17 protein-coding genes are annotated in these 21,818 nt (G+C 58.7%); 10 read left to right on the top strand and 7 right to left on the bottom strand.

Annotated features, from left to right (window positions below; all coding sequences use genetic code 11):
- Window positions 1-178 precede the first annotated feature (178 nt).
- The 4 genes from K227x_RS00815 (at window position 179) to K227x_RS00800 (ending at window position 4,580) form a co-directional block, all read left to right on the top strand.
- Entirely contained in the window at window positions 179-1,837 is a 1,659-nt protein-coding gene (locus K227x_RS00815) for an SHD1 domain-containing protein (RefSeq protein WP_145167610.1), read from the top strand.
- Window positions 1,838-2,032: 195 nt separating this feature from the next.
- The gene (locus tag K227x_RS00810) at window positions 2,033-2,575 is read left to right on the top strand and encodes a GrpB family protein (RefSeq protein ID WP_145167608.1); all 543 of its coding nucleotides are present in this window, start codon (window positions 2,033-2,035) and stop codon (window positions 2,573-2,575) included.
- Between the two features lie 113 nt (window positions 2,576-2,688).
- Entirely contained in the window at window positions 2,689-4,320 is a 1,632-nt protein-coding gene (locus K227x_RS00805; RefSeq protein WP_145167606.1) for a serine/threonine-protein kinase, read from the top strand.
- Window positions 4,320-4,580 (top strand): hypothetical protein, encoded by a 261-nt coding sequence (locus tag K227x_RS00800; RefSeq protein WP_145167604.1) that lies wholly within the window; start codon window positions 4,320-4,322, stop codon window positions 4,578-4,580. The genes K227x_RS00805 and K227x_RS00800 overlap by 1 nt, the downstream gene beginning before the upstream one ends.
- A gap of 97 nt (window positions 4,581-4,677) precedes the next feature.
- Here K227x_RS00800 and K227x_RS00795 read toward each other — a convergent pair whose 3' ends face one another.
- Complete coding sequence (locus tag K227x_RS00795; protein ID WP_145167602.1) at window positions 4,678-5,256, bottom strand: class I SAM-dependent methyltransferase; 579 nt, start codon at window positions 5,254-5,256, stop codon at window positions 4,678-4,680.
- 128 nt (window positions 5,257-5,384) lie between these two features.
- Between K227x_RS00795 and K227x_RS00790 the strand changes: the two genes are divergently transcribed.
- The 4 genes from K227x_RS00790 to K227x_RS00775 all read left to right on the top strand — a co-directional run bounded on the left by K227x_RS00790 (window position 5,385) and on the right by K227x_RS00775 (window position 9,843).
- The gene (locus tag K227x_RS00790; protein WP_145167600.1) at window positions 5,385-5,816 is read left to right on the top strand and encodes an ExbD/TolR family protein; all 432 of its coding nucleotides are present in this window, start codon (window positions 5,385-5,387) and stop codon (window positions 5,814-5,816) included.
- Entirely contained in the window at window positions 5,813-6,259 is a 447-nt protein-coding gene (locus tag K227x_RS00785; protein WP_145167598.1) for a biopolymer transporter ExbD, read from the top strand. Before K227x_RS00790 ends, K227x_RS00785 begins: the two co-directional genes overlap by 4 nt.
- The gene (locus tag K227x_RS00780; RefSeq protein ID WP_145167596.1) at window positions 6,256-8,889 is read left to right on the top strand and encodes a tetratricopeptide repeat protein; all 2,634 of its coding nucleotides are present in this window, start codon (window positions 6,256-6,258) and stop codon (window positions 8,887-8,889) included. Before K227x_RS00785 ends, K227x_RS00780 begins: the two co-directional genes overlap by 4 nt.
- A gap of 501 nt (window positions 8,890-9,390) precedes the next feature.
- Window positions 9,391-9,843 (top strand): DNA polymerase ligase N-terminal domain-containing protein, encoded by a 453-nt coding sequence (locus tag K227x_RS00775; RefSeq protein ID WP_145167594.1) that lies wholly within the window; start codon window positions 9,391-9,393, stop codon window positions 9,841-9,843.
- Here K227x_RS00775 and K227x_RS00770 read toward each other — a convergent pair.
- The 3 genes from K227x_RS00770 to K227x_RS00760 form a co-directional block, all read right to left on the bottom strand.
- Window positions 9,762-10,568 carry a hypothetical protein gene (locus K227x_RS00770; protein ID WP_145167592.1) on the bottom strand — a complete coding sequence of 269 codons (807 nt, stop codon included), beginning with the start codon at window positions 10,566-10,568 and terminating at the stop codon, window positions 9,762-9,764. The genes K227x_RS00775 and K227x_RS00770 overlap by 82 nt on opposite strands.
- A gap of 29 nt (window positions 10,569-10,597) precedes the next feature.
- Entirely contained in the window at window positions 10,598-14,224 is a 3,627-nt protein-coding gene (locus tag K227x_RS00765) for a hypothetical protein (protein WP_145167590.1), read from the bottom strand.
- 176 nt (window positions 14,225-14,400) lie between these two features.
- Window positions 14,401-15,366: a 3'-5' exonuclease gene (locus K227x_RS00760; protein WP_145167588.1), complete on the bottom strand. Its 966-nt coding sequence runs from the start codon at window positions 15,364-15,366 to the stop codon at window positions 14,401-14,403.
- 182 nt (window positions 15,367-15,548) lie between these two features.
- Between K227x_RS00760 and pepT the strand changes: the two genes are divergently transcribed.
- The gene (gene pepT / locus K227x_RS00755) at window positions 15,549-16,802 is read left to right on the top strand and encodes a peptidase T (RefSeq protein WP_145167586.1); all 1,254 of its coding nucleotides are present in this window, start codon (window positions 15,549-15,551) and stop codon (window positions 16,800-16,802) included.
- Window positions 16,803-16,813: 11 nt separating this feature from the next.
- Here the strand turns inward: pepT and K227x_RS00750 are convergent, their stop codons facing one another.
- The 3 genes from K227x_RS00750 to K227x_RS00740 are packed head-to-tail and all read right to left on the bottom strand — an operon-like array spanning window position 16,814 to window position 18,715.
- Window positions 16,814-17,524 (bottom strand): polysaccharide lyase family 7 protein, encoded by a 711-nt coding sequence (locus tag K227x_RS00750; protein ID WP_145167584.1) that lies wholly within the window; start codon window positions 17,522-17,524, stop codon window positions 16,814-16,816.
- Between the two features lie 60 nt (window positions 17,525-17,584).
- On the bottom strand, window positions 17,585-17,923 hold the full coding sequence (locus tag K227x_RS00745) for a hypothetical protein (RefSeq protein WP_246146412.1): 339 nt from the start codon (window positions 17,921-17,923) through the stop codon (window positions 17,585-17,587).
- Window positions 17,924-17,974: 51 nt separating this feature from the next.
- Complete coding sequence (locus tag K227x_RS00740; RefSeq protein ID WP_246146411.1) at window positions 17,975-18,715, bottom strand: sugar phosphate isomerase/epimerase family protein; 741 nt, start codon at window positions 18,713-18,715, stop codon at window positions 17,975-17,977.
- Window positions 18,716-18,772: 57 nt separating this feature from the next.
- Here K227x_RS00740 and K227x_RS00735 point away from each other — a divergent pair, with 57 nt between their 5' ends.
- A complete protein-coding gene (locus K227x_RS00735; protein WP_145167581.1) occupies window positions 18,773-21,781 on the top strand; it encodes a hypothetical protein in 3,009 nt (1,002 codons plus the stop codon).
- Window positions 21,782-21,818: the final 37 nt, after the last annotated feature.

Raw genomic sequence — 21,818 nt, 5'->3', positions numbered from 1 at the left:
ATCGTATATTAGCCAGCCCTCGCTTCTTGCCGCCCGATTTTCGTGCAACTAGCATGAGGGCTGCGTAAAGCACCAAACCCACGGAAATTCCCCTACTCGATCAGGGTGCTTCGAGCCGATCCCTCGAAGCGCCGACCAGTAATCTGCAGCAAGACTGCAGAGGAGCCAAAAATTAGCTATGAATCGTACGATTCGACAAACCTTTCAATGGTCTCTCGTCGGCGTTCTGACCGTCATGCTCGGCGCCAGCCCTGTTTCGGCCGGTTGGTTGCGAAGCCACTTGAAGTGCAAGCATGCGGCCAAGCCTTGCCAACCAGCCTGCCCGACTGTTCCTGCGTGCCCGCCTGTGGTGGTTCCGTGTTGCCCACCGCCGACCGCCTGCTGTGAAGCACCCGTCCAAGCGACTGGGATGCAATCGGATTCGTGCTGTGGCGGTGCAACCTCGTCAATCGACATGGGCATCCCCATGGGCGAAGTCATCATCGACGGATCGATCATCGAATCACCGATGATCCATGGTGATGTGTATCACGAAGGCGTGATCATCGACGCGATGCCAAGCGAGCACACGCACGACGCTGGCGATTCGACTTCGCATGAATCGGCACCGATCGATTCGCCTTCGGACGCTGCCCCCAGCGCCGATCGCGAACCGGCTCCGACCCCAGACCCGGTCGCATCGGAACCAGCAGTCGCCGAACCGGCCGCAGCGGAACCGGAAACAGCGGAACCGGCACCTGCCGTGACCGAACCGATGCCTGCCGAGCCAGCCGTTACGGAACCAGCTCCTGCCGAGCAGGCACCTCCGATGCCGGCCGAAGATGCTGCGATGCCAGCTGACGATCTGTTTGGCGCCCCCGAAACCGACCCGGCTCCGGCTGACCAGCCTGCTGCGGATCCGTTCGGCGCCCCCTTGGATCAACCTACCGAAGCACCCGCCGCCGACGATCTGTTTGGCGCCCCAGCCACCGACGCGGCTCCGGCCGACCAGCCAGCTGCGGACCCATTCGGCGCCCCCTTGGATCAGCCTGCCGAAGCACCTGCCGCTGACGACCTGTTTGGTGACCCAGCCGGCGATGCGGCCCCTGCCGATGCACCGATGGACGACTTGTTCGGCGACCCATCATCGGAAGCTCCTGCCGAAGCGCCCATGGACGATCTGTTTGGATCGCCAGCCACCGAAGCTCCGGCCGAAGCACCCGTCGATGACTTGTTTGGCGACCCAGCCGGCGATGCGGCTCCTGCCGATGCACCGATGGATGACCTGTTCGGCGACCCATCGGGCAGCGACGCGGCTCCTGCGGAAGCTCCCACCATCGACGATCTGTTTGGCGACCAACCGGCCGGTGATGCACCAGCCAAGGAAACCAACGTCGACGATATCTTCGGCAGCAGCCAAGCGGCTCCCGCCCAAGAATCCAGCGACAGCATGCTGGACGACCTATTCGGCGAATCGGAAAATTCAAGCTCCACCGAAGCGGCTCCTGAGATGTCCATCGAGGACCTGTTCGGTGCCAACGGTTCGGTGAACACGAACTCGGTCCAAGAGCTACCGGTTCCTGCCGAGTCAGCGACCCAAGTCGTATCGGCGATCGACCGTTCGATCGATCCTTTGACAGACACTCGTGTCCGCACCTGGATCGACAACACCGGCAGTTTCCATGTGGACGGAAAGCTGATCGAGATCAACGACGACAACATTCGTTTGTTGAAGTCCAACGGTCGCACCTGCACCGTGCCACACAGCCGTTTGTGTGATGCCGATGCCGCCTATGTTTCGGCTCTGCAGGCCAAGATCAGCGCCTCGCGGATCGCCATGCTGACCAGCAGCAAGTAGACCAGCGTTTGGCCGATCGCCATGCTGAATGTCAGCAACTAGATCTCGCTTGACGATTGCGAAACAATGAACCGAGTCCGGCCTTGTCAGGTGGGACTCGGTTTTTTTGTGGACCATCGAAACCGGTCACCGGCTACAACCAGCGTCCCGATCGTCGCCGATCCATCATTCATTTCAACTTTCTGTGTGGCCGCCATGCATGACGAAACTGTCCGGCTGATGCACTATGACCCTCGTTGGAAACAAGAGTTCGAACAAACTCGCAGCAGTATCCTGTTCAGCTGCGAAGGTTGGGTCACCGGTGTCCAGCACGTCGGCAGCACCGCGATCTCGGGTTTGATCGCACGTCCGACGATCGACGTGATCGCCACGGTCCGCGACCGGGACGGGTTGGCCCCGGCCAGGATGCTGATCGAAGGTTTGAACTTTCGATGCGAAGATTCAGCAAATTGGGCAGCCGAAGCGATCACTCTGTGCAAACCTCGCAGCCCCCCGGCGGGGCAACCCGACCCGACCCATCGTGTGATGTTGGTTCAGGAAGGGTCGGAACTGCTTCGTCGTGCCATCCGGCTGCGTGATTTTTTCCGCAGCCACCCCGAAACCGCCATTCGATGGGAAGAAACCAAGGTCGCCAGTTGGCGGGACTGCGAGGGCGACCTGCACCGCTACGAATCGGACAAAGCGATCTTTCTGGCACATTTGTCGGACCAACTGGATGCCGCCGAAGGGGGTGACTGACCGCACAGTGGCCCCATCGGCGCAACGAAATTTGGCGGTCGACATGAAGGAAATACGCCTCTGAGATATACTCGGCCTCTCCGTTTTCCTCTTGATCGAATCTGACTTCATTTATGCCCCGCAGCCGACTCGGACCACTGGCGATCGAATCGAAGCTCGGCGATCACCCGTCGCAAAGCTGTGTGTGGCGGGCCGTCCACGTGCAATTGAAAAAGGCGGTCGCGGTCAAAGTCTTTTCGGCGCCGTTCGGCGGCACCCCCGAAGCGAGGGCCATCTTTGCATCCGAATGGCAACGGCTGAAAAAGCTACAGCACCCCGCGCTTGCCAAGTGTTTTGGCGGCGGATTCGAGGAAACCGACGCCTATCTCGCCTACGAACTGCTCGAGGGCGAGACGCTTGCGGCGCAGCTGGAACGCCGCGGCCGTTTGTCGTGGGAATCCGTGCTGGACATGGCCGAACCGCTGGCATCGGCGCTCGAATACTTGCACACCAAAGACATCGTCTATGGTCGGCTAGAACCGGACAAAATCATGTTCGCCGGTCTCAGCCCCGTGTTGATCGACATCCGGATCGAACGAAATTCGTCGCCCTTCCGCACCAATCGACCACCGAAAGCCGCTGAGCTTGCGCTGCGGGCTCCCGAACTAGCCACCGACCCAAATGCGGTTTCCCCTGCGACCGACCTGTATGCCCTTGGTGCGACCTTGTACCTGGCCCTGACCGGCCGTCCGCCAGCCGCCGGCGACACGATCGAAACGGTGACCCAGTCGGTCATCGACCAGATGCCGCCGTCGCCCGCGTCGCTCGTGATGGAATGCCCGGTCTGGCTAGACAAGTTGGTGATGCAATTGCTGCAGAAGCAACCCGGATCACGCCCCCCCAATGCCGGCGCCGTGATTTTAGCGCTCGGTGAAGTCCGACGGCGGTCGATGTCCCGGTCCGGGGTCGCGGAACATGCATCGTCGGGATTCAGTCCATTGGCGGTCACCGACCAACGTGACCGCGACGTGGCCCGCGAACTGCTAGGCCGTGAAGCGATCGACTTGGATGATGACAAGGTTCCCGACGGGACGCCCTGGCATGACCGGCCGCTGGTTTTGATCGCCGGGCTGTTCATCGTCGCGGGACTGTTCGCCTATCTGCTGTGGCCCCTGAACGAAGACCAGATGCGACAGAAGGCGGACGACCTGCTGACCCAGCAATCTCGCAGCGCGATGAACCAAGCCAAACAGGCCTACCTGGTACCGATGCTGGAAAAGTATCCCGAGGGTGTGCACGCTAATTGGGCCAAAGAACAGATTGACCGCGTCGACATGTACCAGGCGGAACATGCCTTGGAAGTCAAACTGAAACGCAACCTGCCCCTGCAAAACGAAGGCGAACGGCTGTACGCCGAAGCCAGCCAATACGAACGATTCGGTGACGCGGCGACCGCATTGGACCAATATCGATCGATGCAGACGCTGCTGGGCGATGATCCCCAATATCGACCGTTCGTCAATCTGGCCCGGCGACGCATCGCACGCATCGAAATCGAAGGCGTCAATGCTGATGAAGCGTCGCGAATGATCGATAGCAAACTGTCCGAAGCCGACGAACTGTTCGCCAGCGGCAAGGTCGTGGCCGCTCGCAAAATCTGGTACAGCATCGTCGAACTCTATGACAACAACGACAATGTCGCGCCGCTGGTCGAAAAGGCGCAGTCACGATTGTCAGGCAATGCCAACCCTTCGGGAACCGAGTGATGCAACACGATACGGAAGAACCGATCGAAGCCAGACTAGTCGAAGAACCAGCCAAGTTTTTGGACAACAAGTGGGCGGTGATTGCGGTCCTGTTCGCCGTCACCGGATTTCTGGGCATCCCGCTGCTGTGGATGAACAAGAATTTCAGTTCGACCGAACGCATATCCTGGTCGATCGTGATCACGATCTATACGTTCCTGTTGATCGCCGGCGCCGCGGCCATCTGCATGTGGAGCTACAGGCAGATCACCGGTGGTTGATTGAGTTAGCAACGAGCGATCAAAAAGTTGGGCAGTCCTTAGCCTAGAGAGGGCGACAGATCGTTGCCGGTGGCGTGAGCCACTGGTCCACGAATCGCTATCGGACACATCGGTACACGAACGCCGGCGGCAGGTTTTTCCACACCGTGTGACTTCGCTGGACCTGCGGAAAGGTGTTTTTTAGCCGCCGGGAAAAACGCATTCCGGCTGGCAGCACGACTCCCTGCCAATAGGCGAACGTGGCGAACTGCCCCCCGGGCGCTAGCACGTCCAACATCGCATCGAAGATCTCCGTTTGCAGCGAATCGGAAAACGATGCCCAAGGCAATCCACAGATGATCGCGTCCACTTTCCCGATCGATTCCTGCCGGCAAAGATCGACCACATTGGTCACGCTGTCCTCGTAGACCACGGCATCCGGGCAGCGACTGCGAGTTCGATTGGCCAGTTCGGGTGACCGTTCAATGGCGAAAAATTTCGCATCGGCATGCTTCCGTTCCAAGATCGCTTCGGTGAACACACCGGTACCGGGCCCAAATTCGACGATGCTGCGAGCGGTATCCCAGTCAAACCACTGGACCATCGCTTCGACCAAACCAGCACTGCTGGGGGCGATCGCGCCAACCTGTGTCGGGTGTCGCAAGAAGTTTTTCAAAAACGTGACGCTATCAGCCATGATCAATTTCGCGAGCGTTGGTTCAGTTCAGCAGAGACCGCCGCAGAAAGCAAAGCGGAATCGCCAGGGGAATCGGATAAACCCTGTTGCATAAGCTACCATGGCGCCACCTGAGGTAAAATGAAGCGATGCGAGTTCCCCAATCCCACGGCACCAGTCGTCGTACACCGGTCGGCGCCAATATGACGCCGATGATCGATGTCGTCTTTCTGCTGATCATCTTCTTTCTTGTCTCCAGCCACCTTGCGCGGCAGGAGAATCACTTGCCGCTGGAATTGCCAGTCGCATCCAGCTTTGATCCGATGGATCCCGAGAAAATGCCACTGACGATCAGTGTCGATTCGAGCGCCAGGATTCTGGTCGGCGGGAATGTCATCCCCGTTTCCGGACTGAAACCGATCTTTGCAGATCTGGTCCAACGCACCGGCAGCGACGCGGCGATCCGGATCCGCTGCGAAGGCCGCGTCCAATATCAGTACGTTGAACCATTGCTGCGGGAAGCGGCCCTTGCCGGCGTGACCGATGCCGCGATCGCGGTACGCGAGGGCGTGAACCCGTGAAAGTCCCTCAAACCGGTAATCGCGAGACGATGGAGCTGAAGATGACGCCGATGATTGACGTCGTCTTTCTGCTATTGGTTTTCTTTGTCTGGACCAGCAGTTTCGAGTTGCCAGAGTTTGATTTGCCCAGCGCGATCGCCGAAACACCCTCCGGTGGCACCAGCGTCCAATCCCAAGCGGCCCCGGCCGAAGCCTTCGACGAACTGATCGTCCGACTTTCGACGCGGGAGGGCCAGCTGTTGATCCGTTTCAACGAAGCATCCATCGACACGGTTGCCGACCTTGGGGCGCAGCTGACGAAAATCATTTCGATCGGAGTCCAACCACCGATCATCATCGATCCAGACGATGACGTTACCATGAACGACGCTGTTCGCGTGTACGACGCCGCACGGGATGCGGGCGCCGACCGAGTCTTGTTTGCGGCGGATCCCGAATCATGATCCCAAGTCGAGATCACCGCCACCATCGATCCACGCGGTTCGTCATCCGGGCGTTCATCCCCGGTGCCATCGACTCGGCAGTGCAAACATTTGGTTTCATCAGCCGTCACGTGGTAGCGTCCGGTCTTGCCGTGTTATGCCATGGGTCACGAACGGTCGTTAGCACATGGCGGCTGACCTTGGTGATCGCTGCGCTAAGCATCATCGGGATGCAACCGGCAACCGATCTTTGGGCGGCCGACGGCGGCTCAACCCCCGTCGGGCGAGTTACCGACGATGCGACGGAAGACCTTGTGGACGTCCTGATTCGGCGAGGACGATTCGACGATGCCCAGTCGCTAGCGGAAACGTTGGACGCGTCCAACCAAGATTCACGAAGCGATCAGGCGGCCAAGTCAGCCATCTGGTTGTCGCGAATTTTGACCGCCAAACAGATGACCCAACGCAGCTTTGATGCCAGCGATCAAGCCCAAGTGGCGGCTCCGGTCAGCGACCTATTGCAGTCCTACCCGGACCATCCCCGGCGGCTATTTTTGAAGGCACAGATGATCGCTGTCCGCCAATCGGCGGCCCGACATGCTGTCCTGCGTTTCGCCGTCGCACCCTCCGGTGCAAACACCAGTACCGCACCGGGATCGAGTCCTGAAACAGCCAGCCCGAGCGAAACCGACGCCACCCCGATCAGCACGTCCGCCACGGATCTAACCGCCATCGTCCTGCGGGCAACCGAGGCAACGTTGGAACTGACCAGCCAGATTGTCGAACAGCGAACTCTGCTTCAGTCCGAACGTGGAATCGCCCAAGAAGCGATGATCGCAGACCTGACCCGTCTAGAACAACAAACCATCGTCGAAACGGTTTCGCTGTCGCTGTTGCAAACCGAGTGCTTTGATCGGGGCACGACCGGGTCGCCGAACCCCGAAGTCATCGCGGCAGCCGCCAAGGCTCTGCAGGTCGCCGATCTGGCTCTGACCAAGCTGCCCCCGAACTGCCAAGCCCGGCGAGAGATTCAACGGCTAAGCATCGAATCGATCCTGCGTGCGGGCCAACCCGAACGTGCATGGCAACAGTATCAATCCCTGGTTCGTTCGTTGCCTGCCCCGGTGGATCCGGTTGTCCTGGCATTGTCGGTCCGCATTCACATCGCCACTGACGATCGTGAACAGGCCCACGAAACGCTGAAAAAGTTCTATGGCAGCGACCCCAGTGCGGCCCCGATATCCGTCGAGATGGATCTAGCACGCCTAGAATTCCTGCTGTCGGAATCCGGTGATTCGGCGATGGCGGCGGTGACCGATTGGATCGAAGCGATTGGTGATCGCAACGGTAACTACGCCACTCGCCGCGCCGAGGCGATCGCCCTGGACCGGATGCGATCCGACCCTAGCACTCGCGCGATGGACGCGGCGTTGATCGCCGCCCAAGGCCGTGATTGGCTACGCCGTGGCGACGCCACCCGAGCCGCTGAACTGCTGACGGCCGCATCGACGTCGGAGCGAGATGCCGACCGGGCGCTCACGTATGCGATCGAAGCCGCGGCGGCCTGGAATTCGACCGGACAGCCGGCCCGCGCCGCACAGATCATGTCGCGTACGGCCAATGATCATCCCGGCGGCGCCAATGCCGCCCAGATTCATCTGCAGTCTTGTCTCTTGATTGCCAAGTTGCCGGCGACGGGCGATCAGCAGGCCACAACGAATGTTTTGACCACACAGTTATCAGACCACCTTCGCCATTGGCCGGACGACGCGACTTCCACGCCCGTACGAGATTGGCTGATCAAGATTCGCACCGCAAATGGAAACCTGATCGGTGCCGCCGAAGCCGCTGTCATGCCATCGGACCAACTTTCCGCGGAACAGCTGGCCACCGGGATCGCCGCGTGGGAATCCGCGTACTTGAATTGCCCCCGGGATGACGAAGCATCCTTCCAAACGCGGCTGATCAACGCACTGGATCCGTTGCGGACATCCGGCGCTGCGGTCCACATCTACGCTTCCGCCATCGTCACCATGGCCGACCGGAACCGATTGGCCCAGTTCACGCTGCCCGATGGATCGGGCCCGTTCTTGTCCGCAGCGTTCAATCTGCGACGCACCGGCGTCGTACCGTCATCGCAGACCGGGCCGGATACGATCGACACCAGCAAAACATCCCCGCAAACGATTGCCTGTCTGCGACATCGGTTGATGGCGGATGGTCGTCAGTCACCCGAGATGCGTCGCGCGATCACCGAGTGGATCGGGCGATGGACAGACTCGTCCGAGCCCCTGACGGACCAAGCCGAACGGATGATCTGGACGGATCAAACCGACAAAGCGATTGCGATCCTGGAACGATACATTGCGTCCGATCCCAAATCGATCCAGCGAATCGTGACCGCTGCGGATCTGTTGGCCGCGGGAAAACAGGACCAGGCCAAACAAGCTGCGGTGGTCTACTATGATCAGATCGCGGGTCGAGTAGGTCGCGGAACCGACAGGTGGCATCAAGCCAAGATTGCCGCCATCGCGACTCTGGTAAATTTGAAACAGATCGACGAAGCCAAACGGCGGGCCGACTACATCAGATTGACCATGCCAAACCTAGATCCGCAAACCCAGTCGCGATACGAATCAATTGTTCCCTGATTCGGTCGTGCCCCCCCAAACAACGTAGCGGAACTCGTCAAGAGTTTCGGCCCCCAACGTGATCGACCGAAAGTCTTGACGACTTCCGCTACCGGAACGACCGTGACCTCCCAAACAACGTAGCGGAACTCGTCAAGAGTTTCGGCCCCCAACGTGATCGACCGAAAGTCTTGACGACTTCCGCTACCGGAACGACCGTGCCCCCAAACAACGTAGCGGAACTCGTCAAGAGTTTCGGCCCCCAACGTGATCGACCGAAAGTCTTGACGACTTCCGCTACCGGAACAGCCGTGCCCCCAAACAACGTAGCGGAACTCGTCAAGAGTTTCGGCCCCCAACGTGATCGACCGAAAGTCTCGGCGACTTCCGCTACCGGAACAGCCGTGCCCCCCCAAACAGCGTAGCGGAACTCGTCAAGAGTTTCGGCCCCCAACGTGATCGACCGAAAGTCTTGACGACTTCCGCTACCGGAACAGTTTCGTGACGAGTTGAATTTCATCCATGACCATGACTGCCCTTCGATTCGTCGTGCTGCTTCATCGTGTCGGAACCGAACTGCAACGGACCGAACATGACCATTGGGATTGGATGTTTCAACACGGGGATGTGCTGCGGACCTGGGCGACTTCGCCCGGTTTCGATTTATCGAAAGATGTGCAATCGAACTGCCAAAGGATTGCGGACCACCGGCTGCAGTACCTCGACTACCAAGGGCCGATTCGCAATGACCGAGGCGACGTATCGCAGGTCATCACCGGAACATGGACGGACATTGCAGAGACCGATCCCGGCGCGAATCGATTCGCCGCACGGCTACTGATAGCGACGGCGCCGGGCACCGAATTGGTGCAACGGTCGGCCCAGGTGACCTTTCAGCGGATCGTGGATGGCGGCTCGGATCGCTCTGACGAAATTCGTGGCGATTGGTCGTTCCGCTGGGTGCCCGGTCGATAAGAAACGAACTGGTGCACAGGCCCCTTCGGCTGAAATTCGTGATGCGCCCACTCACCCGTATGTCCTGACAACAGCAGAGCGCCGTCGTACGTCATCAACGATTCGACAACCACTGGGCTCAGTGAATATCTAGGATCTTCGCTGGGAACGGTGACCAGCGCGATCGGTCCGGTTTCGGTCATGTCCCAGTGAATGTCGATGTCACCACGTGCTGCTTCCTTGGAAATGCCACGCTGAAACTTGCTCAGCGGCAATGGCAGCGACCCGGCTCTTAGGTTCTGTACTCGGAACGCCAACATGTTGGGTTCTTCGGTCAGTTCGACGCGGAATTCGCAAGACACGACCGTGTCGATTCCGCCGTGCCGATAGCGGACGGCTGCTAAAACACGTTCGTCTTCGATCACGATCCGCGGTTCACTCGCGCCCAGTGCTGCCAACCGCGGGAACTTGTTGGGCAGTTCTTCGATCAGCCAGGCGTTGATCTGTTCGTCACTGAACGCGGCACGCCATGAACCGATCTTGGCAACATTGCTTTGCAGCTGTTCCACCTCGGCTTGCAACCGACGACTGGCTTCGACCGTTGTCGATGCCCGGTTGGACGCGGCACGCGTGTAGAACTCGGGAACGAACTGAGTCTGCTGAAGCGCCCACCAAGCCGCTCCACCTGCCAACAGACCGATCCCCAACGCCACCAAAGCAATTCGTTTGACCCAACTTCGCATCATGACCCCACATCACCTATGTAGCTGAAAATCTAGAATCTCAATCGTCGCGGTAACCAGCTGCGAACTCGCTCGGCAACGCCCGGTGTTTCTTCTTCGTTCGAAACCGTTTCAACAACCGGTTTTTCGATTGGTGTCGGTTTGGCCAATAGATATCGAGCCCAATGATTCTGAAGCAATCGTGCCGAAGGAGTCAAGTTTCCTCGCTGCAGCCCTTGAACAGCCAAGAAAGCCTGGCTCTGCAACTCGGCTCTTTCCTTCGACGTTGGGAATCGATCGTGCAGTCGAATATCGTCAATCCAAATTCGGCCGCCCGACAAACTATCGATCGTCAATCGCAACGATTCGGTGCGGTCAGGATCGATCCCATCGGCTTCCAGAACCATGCTGCGCGGCTGCCACTTCCCATTGCAGGGTACATCGAATTCGGCACTCTGACGAATCGGAGATCCATCTCGCGTCGCTTCGATCGACACTCGCAAACGATGGCTTGCATCTTGGCCTTTCAATTCCCCGCGACAGGCAATCGACACGGCCAAACGCCCGCTGGCCGGTGGATCGACCATTTCGCTGACCAACCAGGTTCGCGTGGATACCGCGGCGTCGGTCGTCAGCAATACCGATTGCTGTCCTTCGATGCAGTCGCCTGTTTCGATTTGGACACAGTTGGGTGGGTGCTGTGCGTGCAGCCAACCAACCAACCCCATGCCTCCGGAATGTTCAAAACCACCATTGTTGAGTCCACGGTAACTCTCGGGACTGCTTAACATCCCGATCCGTTCAACGACGGACGTCACCTGTTGTTTGATTCGGCCCGATGTCTCGGCACCACCGCTGGCGGTCGCTGTCCAGTCGACCAGCCCGGCCGCGGGATGATCACTTCGCAGCACCGCAAACTCGCCTGCCGGAATGGTCACTCGCCATCGCTGCGATTGCCCCATCGCGGCGGAACGATCGGAACCAGCTGTGTTTTCAACCGAAACGGGCGCCCGCACCAATTCGACATCGCCGTGGCTGACGTTCCATGGATGCTGATCACGGGACTGAAATTCAACTTCACTTTCCCAAGGCGCAAGACTCAGCAGAGTTAGAAAGGTTTGCCCTTCGTGATGCGCCACGTTGACGCGTATCGTCTCGGACGCCGACCCTGAAACATCGTCCTGGTTTGCGTCACCAACCGGTGTCGAAGCGATCCCACGCAACACGTCCGCCAACCGGGGCGCCAGTGTTGCGGTCGATCGAGGCAATCGAACCAGCAAGATCGAAGGATCCAGCTGGTCCAACACACGAACGGCATCCGTGTCGATTTGATGGTTCCAGAATACCGGTTTGCCGCCCGAATCCGCTTGCCCGATCTCGACCGCTAGTTGCGCAACCGGGCGTGATTGCCGGACGGACATCAACCGACTTTGGAAGGTCGATTGAGAAGCCAAAGGTTGGCGACCGCGGCGAACAAGCGAATGAACCGGGGTAACGACCGAATCATCCGAACCGCCGGCTACCGACAGCACCTCACTTTCCGTCCCAGTCCCGACTTGCACCAGCAAACGACTGGTCGCCGGCAATTGCTCGGCGATCGCTGCAACGATCGAATCGGTGGGCTGGGGCAACCGCACCAACAGATTGCGAAAGGCCGGCTCCGATTGGCAAATTTGATTCAGATCAGCCACCATCGATGCGACCTGCGACTCCACACCGGGGTGATCCCATCGGTATCCAGGGTCCGCAAGTCCGGCTGATTTCGATTGGCCCGACAACCATTGATCGTCTTGATCGGGATGAAGCCGAACCTTGGATTCGATCGGTGACATCGCCATCGCGGGATCGATTCGGACGATGACACCCAAGTCGTACCGCGCGATCATCCGCATTAGAATTCGCAACCGACCACGGTCGTCTCCATCTGCAAAACAGCGATCAAAGTGTTTCCCACCATCGAACCAGGACACCTTCCCATCGGTCGATGGTACCACGACCGAGTTCATGCCATTTACGAGCGCATAGTCGGCCAATCGCTGGGACGCGGTCCAGGTGCGGTACATCATCGCCGTGCGACGACTGATGTTATGGATCACTTCACGGCGGGTCAGATCCGCCGACCAGTCGTCTACCCAGGCTAGGTTCCCCAGAGCCAGTGCAACATCACGTTGGTGAGGGATATCGGGCGTCGATGCCGACAAACGATGCGGTCCCGCTTCGATGCGGATCGACTCGAAACGAACTTTTGCATCCTGGCTTGGATTGGTGATCCAGATCTGGTCATTTCCGCTGGGGTAATAGACGAAGGAATGTGTCGCCCAGTTGGTTGCTTCGGCGCCCTGTTTGGTTTCGTTTGGATCACGCGATAGAACAACCGTCCGGTCGTCCTTGGTCAACACAAATGACACGGGCATTCCGGCACGATTGTCACCCGCAGCAACATCGACCTGCAGCGGACTGGCCAAGTCGGCAGGATACCGCAGCGTGATGCGGTGCGGTTGATGCTGATCTCGTACTGGCAAAGTGGCCCGGTAGACGTGCTGTGGATCCAGCACGGACACCGTTTCACCAGCCGATTCAGCCTGGGCCAGATCATTGGAAACGCCAATGACCCCCGGAATCAAACGCGTCGCCTGTTTGGGTAGCCATTGGTCGACGGACCAAGATGAATCGGACGGTCGAATCGTTGCCAGCGATTCCCACGGACGGTGTTCTTTGGAACGTTCGGGAACGTGATCGTTCATCACCACGATCGTCTCACTGACCGCAGCAATGGGCGGTTCACGACGACGCAGTCGAGACCATAGGTTGTCTTGATCATCCGAGATTTCGCAGCGGACTTCGTACACGCCTTCGTCACCGGGTGCCAGATCGGACAGATCGATCGATGGCGAGTTTCCTTGCCCATCGACTTCGACCTTGCGGTCTCCGCTGACCACCGTTTCCCCGCGTCCGACATGGAAAATTCCGTATCGCAGCGACAGAGTCTGTAACCGGTGCGCGGTGCACGCGTTGACACGAACCGACATGCCGATCGATGTGCCCGGCTGAATGATCGGTAGATCGCGTCCGGTGTGGATCCGCAGTGTGTCACTGGTGACCCGGCGCAGCGACCAAGTTTGTTGGTTCGCACTGGCTTGTTTGGATTCGACCGGGTCCCCGCTCAGCAACTGTTGGACGGGCACCTCGACGACCTCGTCGTCCCCGCCGCCTGATCGGTTCGCAAACCTTCGAATTCGCAGCACCGCATCGGAAGAACATCGCAATCGAAACACGACCGATCCATCCCGCATCGGCAGCCGAGTTTGAAAACCCAATTGGTTGACGGCAGCTAATCCGTTGCCGGCATGAGAAAACGCAGCGACCGCATGTGATTCGTCGCAGTGGTTTTCGACATCTAGAATTCGAGCTTCCGGAACTCCATCGCGGGACTCCACGATCGATGCTTGTAGATTCCAGCGAACTGGATTGGGCGACGCCCACTCCCAACGCAATCGCAGATCGGTCGTCTGTTCATCGGACGAAAACGATGGGGGGGAAAGATCGTCGGCAGCGCACAAATTCGTGCACCCGATCGCCCCCCATGTCACCGAAAACATGACGATCCACGCCCAGCATTTCATCGACAAGCGATGCAATGTAAGCGACGATTGGCGAAGACTTCCTTGTCCAGCCGGCATGGTCGAGCCATCAATTCCGAAGCGGAGGCAAAATTTTCTGCGCTTGTGGCTGCCTGATCAGCAGCGGTCCCAACGGCGCAATCCTTAACATCGATCCACCGTACTGATCCAACCACGGCGACGTAAAGAGGAAACGGGCAAAAGGTCGACGTCGGGGGGAGCGGGTAACCGCATTTTCAGGGGGATTCATCGGTTTTTGGATCGGCTGCGGCGTCCACCGACGGTGTGCCCGGAGACTCCGAATCGACGCTAGAAACCGCTTGGACAGGGGCATCGGCGGCGGCATCGGTGGCCGATTCTGGTACATCATCGGTGTCCGCCTTGGGGTCCACCTCGATCGCCCAGGGGTTGGCCCATTCACGCCAATGGCCGAGGTAGTCTCGGTAAGCCTCGCAGTCTGGGGCCCTTTCTTCGATCCACTGCTTCGCTTCCGCCACCAACTGAATCTCTTGATCCAGAGTGATGTTTCCAGTCAGCACCCGCGTTCGCAGGAACACGAAATAGGTATCCAGGACATCACAGCGACAGTAGTCACTGATGGCCTTCTTGTTGCCCTCGTTGTGCTGCTGTTGAACCTGGTCACCGGTCAGATCCATTTTGCCTGGTTTCCCCAACATCTGTGAAACGAGGTTCAACCCTCCGTTGCAGCGGGCGGCACCGAAGTTGGTCAGCACGTCCTGCAAATCGAGGTGGGCCGCGGTGTTGTATCGATTTCGCGGTGCTTTGTAGCCGTCGCCGCGGAACCATTTCGGAAGTGAAATGCCAAACCGGTACGCAGCCAATTCCATCAGCGGGACGTCGAACGAACGCCCATTGAACGTCACCCAAGTCGGATACTTGTACGCGTCCCAACCACGCCAAAAGCTTTGCGTGATCACGTGCGGACGAAACTCGGGTTCATCCAGCGAAACCACATCGACCAGTCGAAAATCAGCCGAAACCTTGGCAACGACCACGGCCACCGGCAACTGGAAGGTATGGGGAATGAAAGTCGTTCCCCTGGTTTCCATCAATTCGTCCTGGTAGGTCGCGATCGCATCCTGTGGCGAATAGTCCATGCCGGGATACCGGATCCGAGAAACCAATTCCCCGTCGGCAACGCTTTCGACGTCAAAGATCAGATAAGAAACTTGGGCGACCATCGAGGGTAGATTTCCGTATTCACGGGGCGAAAGAACGTTCCGGGTGACAGACAGAACAAAGCCGACGAATCCTCGGGTGCCTGCGACCAACGTTCTATGAAACAATGTACAGGGTGTCTCGCCATCGTTCGAACGCTGTGCCCCAAAAGAATCCCATGCAACCGGTAACCCCCTCGACTGTCATGATCGATCGTTCACGTCTTTTGGACCGTTTCCTTCGGTATGTGCGAGTCGAAACGACGGCCGATCCCTCGTCGAACCTGTACCCTAGTTCGCCTGGGCAACGCGAACTGGGGCAAATGTTGCGAGACGAACTGGCTGCGATCAGCATCCTGGACGCCGAACTGGATGAAAACGCACTGGTCTGGGGAACGGTTCCTGCGACCGATGGGAGCGTGTCCGCCGGCAGCCCCAGCCCCACCGTGGCGATGGTGGCCCACATGGACACGTCACCGGAAGCCCCCGGCAAGGACGTCAACCCACAGGTCATCGATGCCTATGCCGGCGGCGACATTCCCCTGCCCTCCGGCGGCCTGATTTCGGTCGCAAAGTCCGAATCGCTTTCCGATTTGGTCGGGAAGACCCTGATCACCACCGACGGGCGAACCCTGCTTGGCGGTGACGACAAAGCGGGGATTGCGATCATCATGGAAGTCGCACAGACACTGATCGAAAACCCGCACCTGGTGCACGGGCCGGTGCGAATCCTGTTCACCTGTGACGAAGAGATCGGACGGGGTACGGACAAGATCGACCTCCGCAAACTCGATGCCACCGTCGCCTACACGCTGGACGGTGGTGGTGCGGGCGTGATTGATGTTGAAACGTTTTCGGCCGATGGTGCCACCGTTCGCTTCGTCGGACACAACATCCACCCGTCGATCGGCAAGGGCCGCATGGTCAATGCCCTGCGTGCGGCCGCCGACTTTGTATCCGCCCTGCCCCGCACCACCTGCACGCCCGAAACGACCGAGGATCGCGAAGGATTCATCCACCCGCACACCATCCATGGCGGTGTCGGCGAAGCAAGCGTTGATCTGATTCTGCGATCCTTCGAAAGCGAAGACCTTGCCGACTATGCCCGATTGATCGAAACCACCGCGAACCAAGTTGCCGCCGATACACCCGGCATCGAAGCCCACGTGTCGATACGCCAACAGTACCGAAACCTACGCGAAGGTTTGGACGATCTTCCCGAATCGGTCTCGCTAGCCGAAGCCGCCTTTGAACAACTTGGTCGTCAACCGACTCGCATGATCATCCGCGGTGGAACCGACGGCAGCCAGTTGACCGAAAAAGGGTTGCCCACACCAAACCTGTCCAGCGGCCAGCACAACATTCATGCGGTCACCGAATTCGCCTGCTTGGACGAAATGGTCGAAGCCGCACAGCACGTGATCAAAATGCTGGAACTGTGGAGTCAGCAAAGGGCCTAGCCCAACGACGATCAACCGCGAACGTTCAGATCATAGATCACGACTTCGGCATACGAGTCCGCGTCGTCACCGCGCTGGGTATTCGATTGGGTGTAACAGCCGGCTTTGAAGTAACAGCCTTTGCGAGACACTTTCCAATCCATTTTCAGGTCACCGTCATGCCAGACTTTGACGTGCCCGTCGGCGGCTTGAATTTTCAATTCAATCGGACTCCCCAACTTGTACTTGCGATCCAGCATCACATCACCGACGTCGTTTCGTTCGATAAACAACTTGGTGCCTTCTAAGCGAATCATCATCAAGTCATCGTCCGCGTCGTGAATCTGCGCGCAAACGACATGCTGCTTCACAGGCGGTGTCTTGGCGATGGCCACTTTCATCGTCATCGTGTGAACAGTTTCCCCACCGGTGTCCCATCCGGCTCGATTCTTTGCATCGGCCATCTCGCGTAGTTCGCAGCGAGGAAAACTAGAACCTTTGGTCGTCGCGCCGCCGCAATGAGCACGAAAAACAACTCCGCCGGTCGGGGCTGCAAAGAAGTAGCGAGGATCGGAAAACGTCTCCAGTTCCGTCTGTTTGATTTCGTCCGGCTTGCCGGGACGATCCGTGTCTTCGGGAAGCGTCAGCATCCAATCCGACAAGTCCAGCACCTTCGCGGGCAGTTCATCGGCGATCGCGGTGCTGGACGTGACCAGCAAGCAAAGAAGAATCCAATGTCGCATCGGTTTGGTCCTCGGTAAAAGTTGTCCATCGGCACAACAAGCGGCGTCGCGAATCACAAACTAGCTCAACACCGCCCCTAAGATTCCGATCGCAACCTGGCTGACTCCACCGCCGACCACCATCGCCAAAGGAACCTTCAGTTCGTCCAGGTTCAAGAAACCGTAGACAAGGCACAACGGGGAAAGCACCAGACAGCCAATTCCCCACAACATGTCACCGTCACTGAAGGCCGTGACGGTGATCCAGAGCCACCCGATCGCTCCGACGGCCAGTGCCACCAATGCTAAGATTCCAAACATGACTTCCGGTGCTCCGTGGGTAGGTTGATTGCGACGTCGTGCCGATTCATCCATCTGGACATGATACTCGCTGGCATCGTGGGCCATGGCCCACGGCAAAGCGCTTGCATCCTATCGGTAGCGTTTGGGCGGCCTGAAAAGTGGAGTTGTCTACAGGTTGGTCAGGTATTCGACACCTTGCTGCAATTCGTCCATCGTCGAATCGCCGCGGCCGACGATATAGCGGCCGCGGTAACGGTTTTCTTCCAACATCCCAATCAGATTCGGGTAGTCGGCGATGCCCTGCCCCAGTGGCACCGAGATGCCTCGACCGGCTGCCAGATCGATCACTCCATCGACAGCACACACCACCTGGATCCGGTCTCGCAGAGCCTTCACCGCGTCGGGAACCGAAAACCGGTTGACGATCAGTTGGCCTGGGTTCAACGCAACGCCCACAAAACCGTCTTCGGAAGTGTCCAAAATCGTGGCCAAAGCCTGCCCCGATTCGGTACCGGTTTCGGCAGCAAAGAAGGCTCCGACACGAGCCCCATGCCGGCCAAGGTCGTCCAGCACTTCGGACATCGTCACATAGCGTGGATCGTCCGCCGAATCGGGCACCTGACCGATCGCATTGATCAGAACGGGAGCTCCCAACTTATATGCTAGCAACATCGCCGACTTGGTTGCGTCGACTCGTTGGTCCAAATTTTCCAGATGATCAAAGCCCCGGCGCGTGGGAAAACGCAGGGATGCGACCTTCAAGTTGAGGTCATCCAGCATTTTCCGCAATTGACGGAGCCCAGTGTCCGACAATTGAGAAGGGTGGATCCCGCTGCGCGCGTCTAATTCGACGCTGCGGACCCCCAACTGAGATGCCCACTGCAGCGATTGACGCAGCGGGCGCTTCAAAGAATCAATTCGAATTGCCAGGTTCAGTTCGGCCAAGTTGTCACCCCGTATCGTCCGATGTTTCTGTTTACTTTCCTCGCCAAAATTGGTGATGCCACGTCCATATCCGGTCTTACCACCGGCGGCATCTTACGTGTCGCTTCGCCAATCGCCTACATGGCCGGACTTCGATGTCGGTTTTGTCGGGTGCAGCGTGCGCCCGTGGCTGGGATGGGGGCCGAAACGGAAACCGGCAACGGGGTCTCCGCGTGGGCACCGCAGCGGTTCGCTCTGAACCGGGCGCTGCAGGCGATCGCCATGGTGATGATCGCGGTTGTCACTGCCGATGCTGGCCCATCGGAGATTCTGGACACCACCGAAGAATCCCCCACGGCATCGACGGTACCGGAACTGGAACGGCATGTCTGGAACTTCGGCCGCGACGACGATGTTAATTTTGACAACCAACCGGACGGATGGAAACGCGCCGTTGGCGTGGGCTACCCCAAGTACGTTCGCTATTCGATCGCTGCTCGTGACGCAGAATTCGAAAAACGCATGCTTCAGATCGACACCGAAATGGTTCGACTGTGGCGTGACCTTCGACCGCTGATTTCGGGGATTCCGCCCCTGCCGCCATCCCTGTCCGACGCGACGGTGAATCGATATCTGAAGATCGAACTGGACGGTGGCCAGCTGCAGGCGCAATCGCAGACGATCGATGCCAATCGTCGTTTTCAGTATCGTTTTTCTGCCGACATCATGACCCAGGGACTTCGTCATGACACGGCCCGTGCCGAACTGGTCTTCCTAGACGATCAGGGCCAAGAACTAGGCGCCTATTCGACGGAAAAGTTTGGTGGCACGACGAACTGGACAACCACCCGCGTGCGTTTAGTGCGTCCGCCGATGGGGTCGCGAAAGATGTTGGTACGCGTCTTGGTCCAACGCAGCGATGATGGGCTAGAGGACATTCGTGGTACGGTCGGTTTCGACAATCTGATGATCGAACAGTACCCGCAGCTGCAGGTCACCACCGACGAGAGCCGCGGCGTGTACTCAGTCGGCCAACCGGTTCTGACCACTGCCAAGATCATGGGTCTTCCCGCGGGGGCGTCACAAATCCAGTTCGTGTTGTTGGATCACGACGATCACACGCTTGCTGAAAAGGTGCTTTCGGTCGACCACCTGCAGCATAAACTTGCTCCTGAATCCGCGATGACGGTCCCAGTTGGCCCCGACGCCGGATCCGATTCCGAAGTCACCTGGACGCTGCCGCTGTTGGAACCGGGATACTATCGGGTGGCCGCTTCGATCGTGGGCAAACGGTCGACATCGCTTGCCACCGACGTGTCCTTGGTGGTCATTGGTCCATTGGTTCCCGGGCCGCCCCATGGACCGTTCGGCTGGACGCTTCCAGACGGCGCCGGACCGGTTCCCCCACGCAGCCTGACGCCTTGGTTGTCAAACCTCGGTGTCGCTTGGGTGAAGTACCCCTGTTGGATCGATTCGGCCGATGTGGTGCGGGCGGACGAAACCGCCAGCCTGCTGTCCAAACTACAAGATGCTGGCATCCAAACCGTTGGCATGCTGGATATCCCTCCCGACACACAGCTGCCCCGATTCGATCTTCGCGGCCGACGTGACATCGTCGCGGCCCAACTGTTCCGAGATGCCGAAATCTGGCAGCCGCTGCTTGAACCGATCATGAATCGGCTAACGCTGAAGGTCCGCAAATGGCAACTAGGTTCCGATCGTGACCACAGTTTCCTAGGCCGACCACGACTGCGCGAAGCGATCAGCCTGATCTCGACCGGACTGCAAGGTTTTGGCCAACCGATCGATATCGCGATTTCGTGGCCATGGCTCGAAGAGGAACTGGACGCCAACGAAACGTCCTGGCAAGCCATCTGTCGCAGCATCGATCCGCCGCTTGCCACCAACGAACTGGACGCGTTCCTGGAACTGGCCGAAGAACGACACCGCGGCGGCGGTCCCGACACGTGGTTGTTGTTGGATCCGATCAGCAAACGCCAATACGACCGCGATACCCGAATCCGTGACCTGGTGCTGCGGATGGCAACGGTTCGTAGCCACCGCGTGCAAGCCTGCTTTGTCAGCAATCCGCACGATCCCGACCAGGGACTGTTGCGGCCCAGCGGCCGGCCCGACGAAATGTTGCTTCCATGGCGAACCACGTCCCGGCTGATCGGTAACCTCCGCAACGCCGGATCATTGCAACTGCGAAGCGGAGCCAACAATTCGGTCTTTGTCGGCCGCGATCGAGCGGTGTTGATGCTGTGGGCGCCCAAACCGACCGAGGAAAAAATCTATCTGGGCGAAAACGTCCAACAAGTCGACGTGTGGGGCCGGGTGACCGACCTGCCAACGCACCCTGACCCGGTGCAACCGAGCCAACATGTGTCGATCGGCCCCGTGCCCACCTTTATCATCGGCGCCGACCCATCGCTGCTGGGTTTCCGCATGTCGGTGTCATTGAACCCCGAAAAACTAGACAGCCTGCTAGGCCAGATCCAAACGCTTAGCGTTCAATACGCCAACCCAACTCGCGACAGCATGCTGGGTACGATGCGAATCCGGACACCGGACAACTGGACGGTGTCATCGCCGCTACGGCAATGGGAAGCGGCCGCCGGACGATCCGGTTCTGAATCGTTCGAAATCGTGCTGGGGAACACCGCCAAGATCGGAACGTTCCAAGTTCCCGTTCAATTCGAACTGGAAACCATCCCGCCGAAACTGATCACGGTTCACCGAACCATGGACATTGGACCGGAAGGCCTAGAGCTGAAAGTCACCACTCGGTTGTTGGGCGGAAATGACCTTCGCGTCCAAATCGAAATGACGAACCGATCGCCTCGGGTCCAGTCGTACGACTGTTTGCTGTTTCCGCCACCGGGCCGTCAGTACCAACGTCAATTCATCACCATCCAACCCGGCGAGACCACTCAGCGTGACGTCTATTGGCGAGACGCTAAGGATCTGTTGGGCAAACAAATGCTGCTTCGCGCCATCGAACAGGATGGCAAACGAGTGGTCAACTACACCGTCAACGTCAAGCGATAGACGTCAAGCGATCCACAGGGGCTGCCAACGCGGCCTG

Origin of the sequence: Rubripirellula lacrimiformis (genome assembly GCF_007741535.1) — a bacterium.
GTDB classification, from domain to species: domain Bacteria; phylum Planctomycetota; class Planctomycetia; order Pirellulales; family Pirellulaceae; genus Rubripirellula; species Rubripirellula lacrimiformis.
This window is presented reverse-complemented; position numbering and strand designations above follow the sequence as displayed.

What these genes read in the sequence shown, in the direction of transcription:
- K227x_RS00815 (WP_145167610.1), top strand. Translation starts at nt 179, where the DNA reads ATGAATCGTACGATTCGACAAACCTTTCAATGGTCTCTCGTCGGCGTT.
- K227x_RS00810 (WP_145167608.1), top strand. Translation starts at nt 2,033, where the DNA reads ATGCATGACGAAACTGTCCGGCTGATGCACTATGACCCTCGTTGGAAA.
- K227x_RS00805 (WP_145167606.1), top strand. Translation starts at nt 2,689, where the DNA reads ATGCCCCGCAGCCGACTCGGACCACTGGCGATCGAATCGAAGCTCGGC.
- K227x_RS00800 (WP_145167604.1), top strand. Translation starts at nt 4,320, where the DNA reads ATGCAACACGATACGGAAGAACCGATCGAAGCCAGACTAGTCGAAGAA.
- K227x_RS00795 (WP_145167602.1), bottom strand. Translation starts at nt 5,256, where the DNA reads ATGGCTGATAGCGTCACGTTTTTGAAAAACTTCTTGCGACACCCGACA.
- K227x_RS00790 (WP_145167600.1), top strand. Translation starts at nt 5,385, where the DNA reads ATGCGAGTTCCCCAATCCCACGGCACCAGTCGTCGTACACCGGTCGGC.
- K227x_RS00780 (WP_145167596.1), top strand. Translation starts at nt 6,256, where the DNA reads ATGATCCCAAGTCGAGATCACCGCCACCATCGATCCACGCGGTTCGTC.
- K227x_RS00775 (WP_145167594.1), top strand. Translation starts at nt 9,391, where the DNA reads ATGACCATGACTGCCCTTCGATTCGTCGTGCTGCTTCATCGTGTCGGA.
- K227x_RS00770 (WP_145167592.1), bottom strand. Translation starts at nt 10,568, where the DNA reads ATGATGCGAAGTTGGGTCAAACGAATTGCTTTGGTGGCGTTGGGGATC.
- K227x_RS00765 (WP_145167590.1), bottom strand. Translation starts at nt 14,224, where the DNA reads ATGCCGGCTGGACAAGGAAGTCTTCGCCAATCGTCGCTTACATTGCAT.
- K227x_RS00760 (WP_145167588.1), bottom strand. Translation starts at nt 15,366, where the DNA reads ATGGTCGCCCAAGTTTCTTATCTGATCTTTGACGTCGAAAGCGTTGCC.
- pepT (WP_145167586.1), top strand. Translation starts at nt 15,549, where the DNA reads ATGATCGATCGTTCACGTCTTTTGGACCGTTTCCTTCGGTATGTGCGA.
- K227x_RS00750 (WP_145167584.1), bottom strand. Translation starts at nt 17,524, where the DNA reads ATGCGACATTGGATTCTTCTTTGCTTGCTGGTCACGTCCAGCACCGCG.
- K227x_RS00735 (WP_145167581.1), top strand. Translation starts at nt 18,773, where the DNA reads ATGTTTCTGTTTACTTTCCTCGCCAAAATTGGTGATGCCACGTCCATA.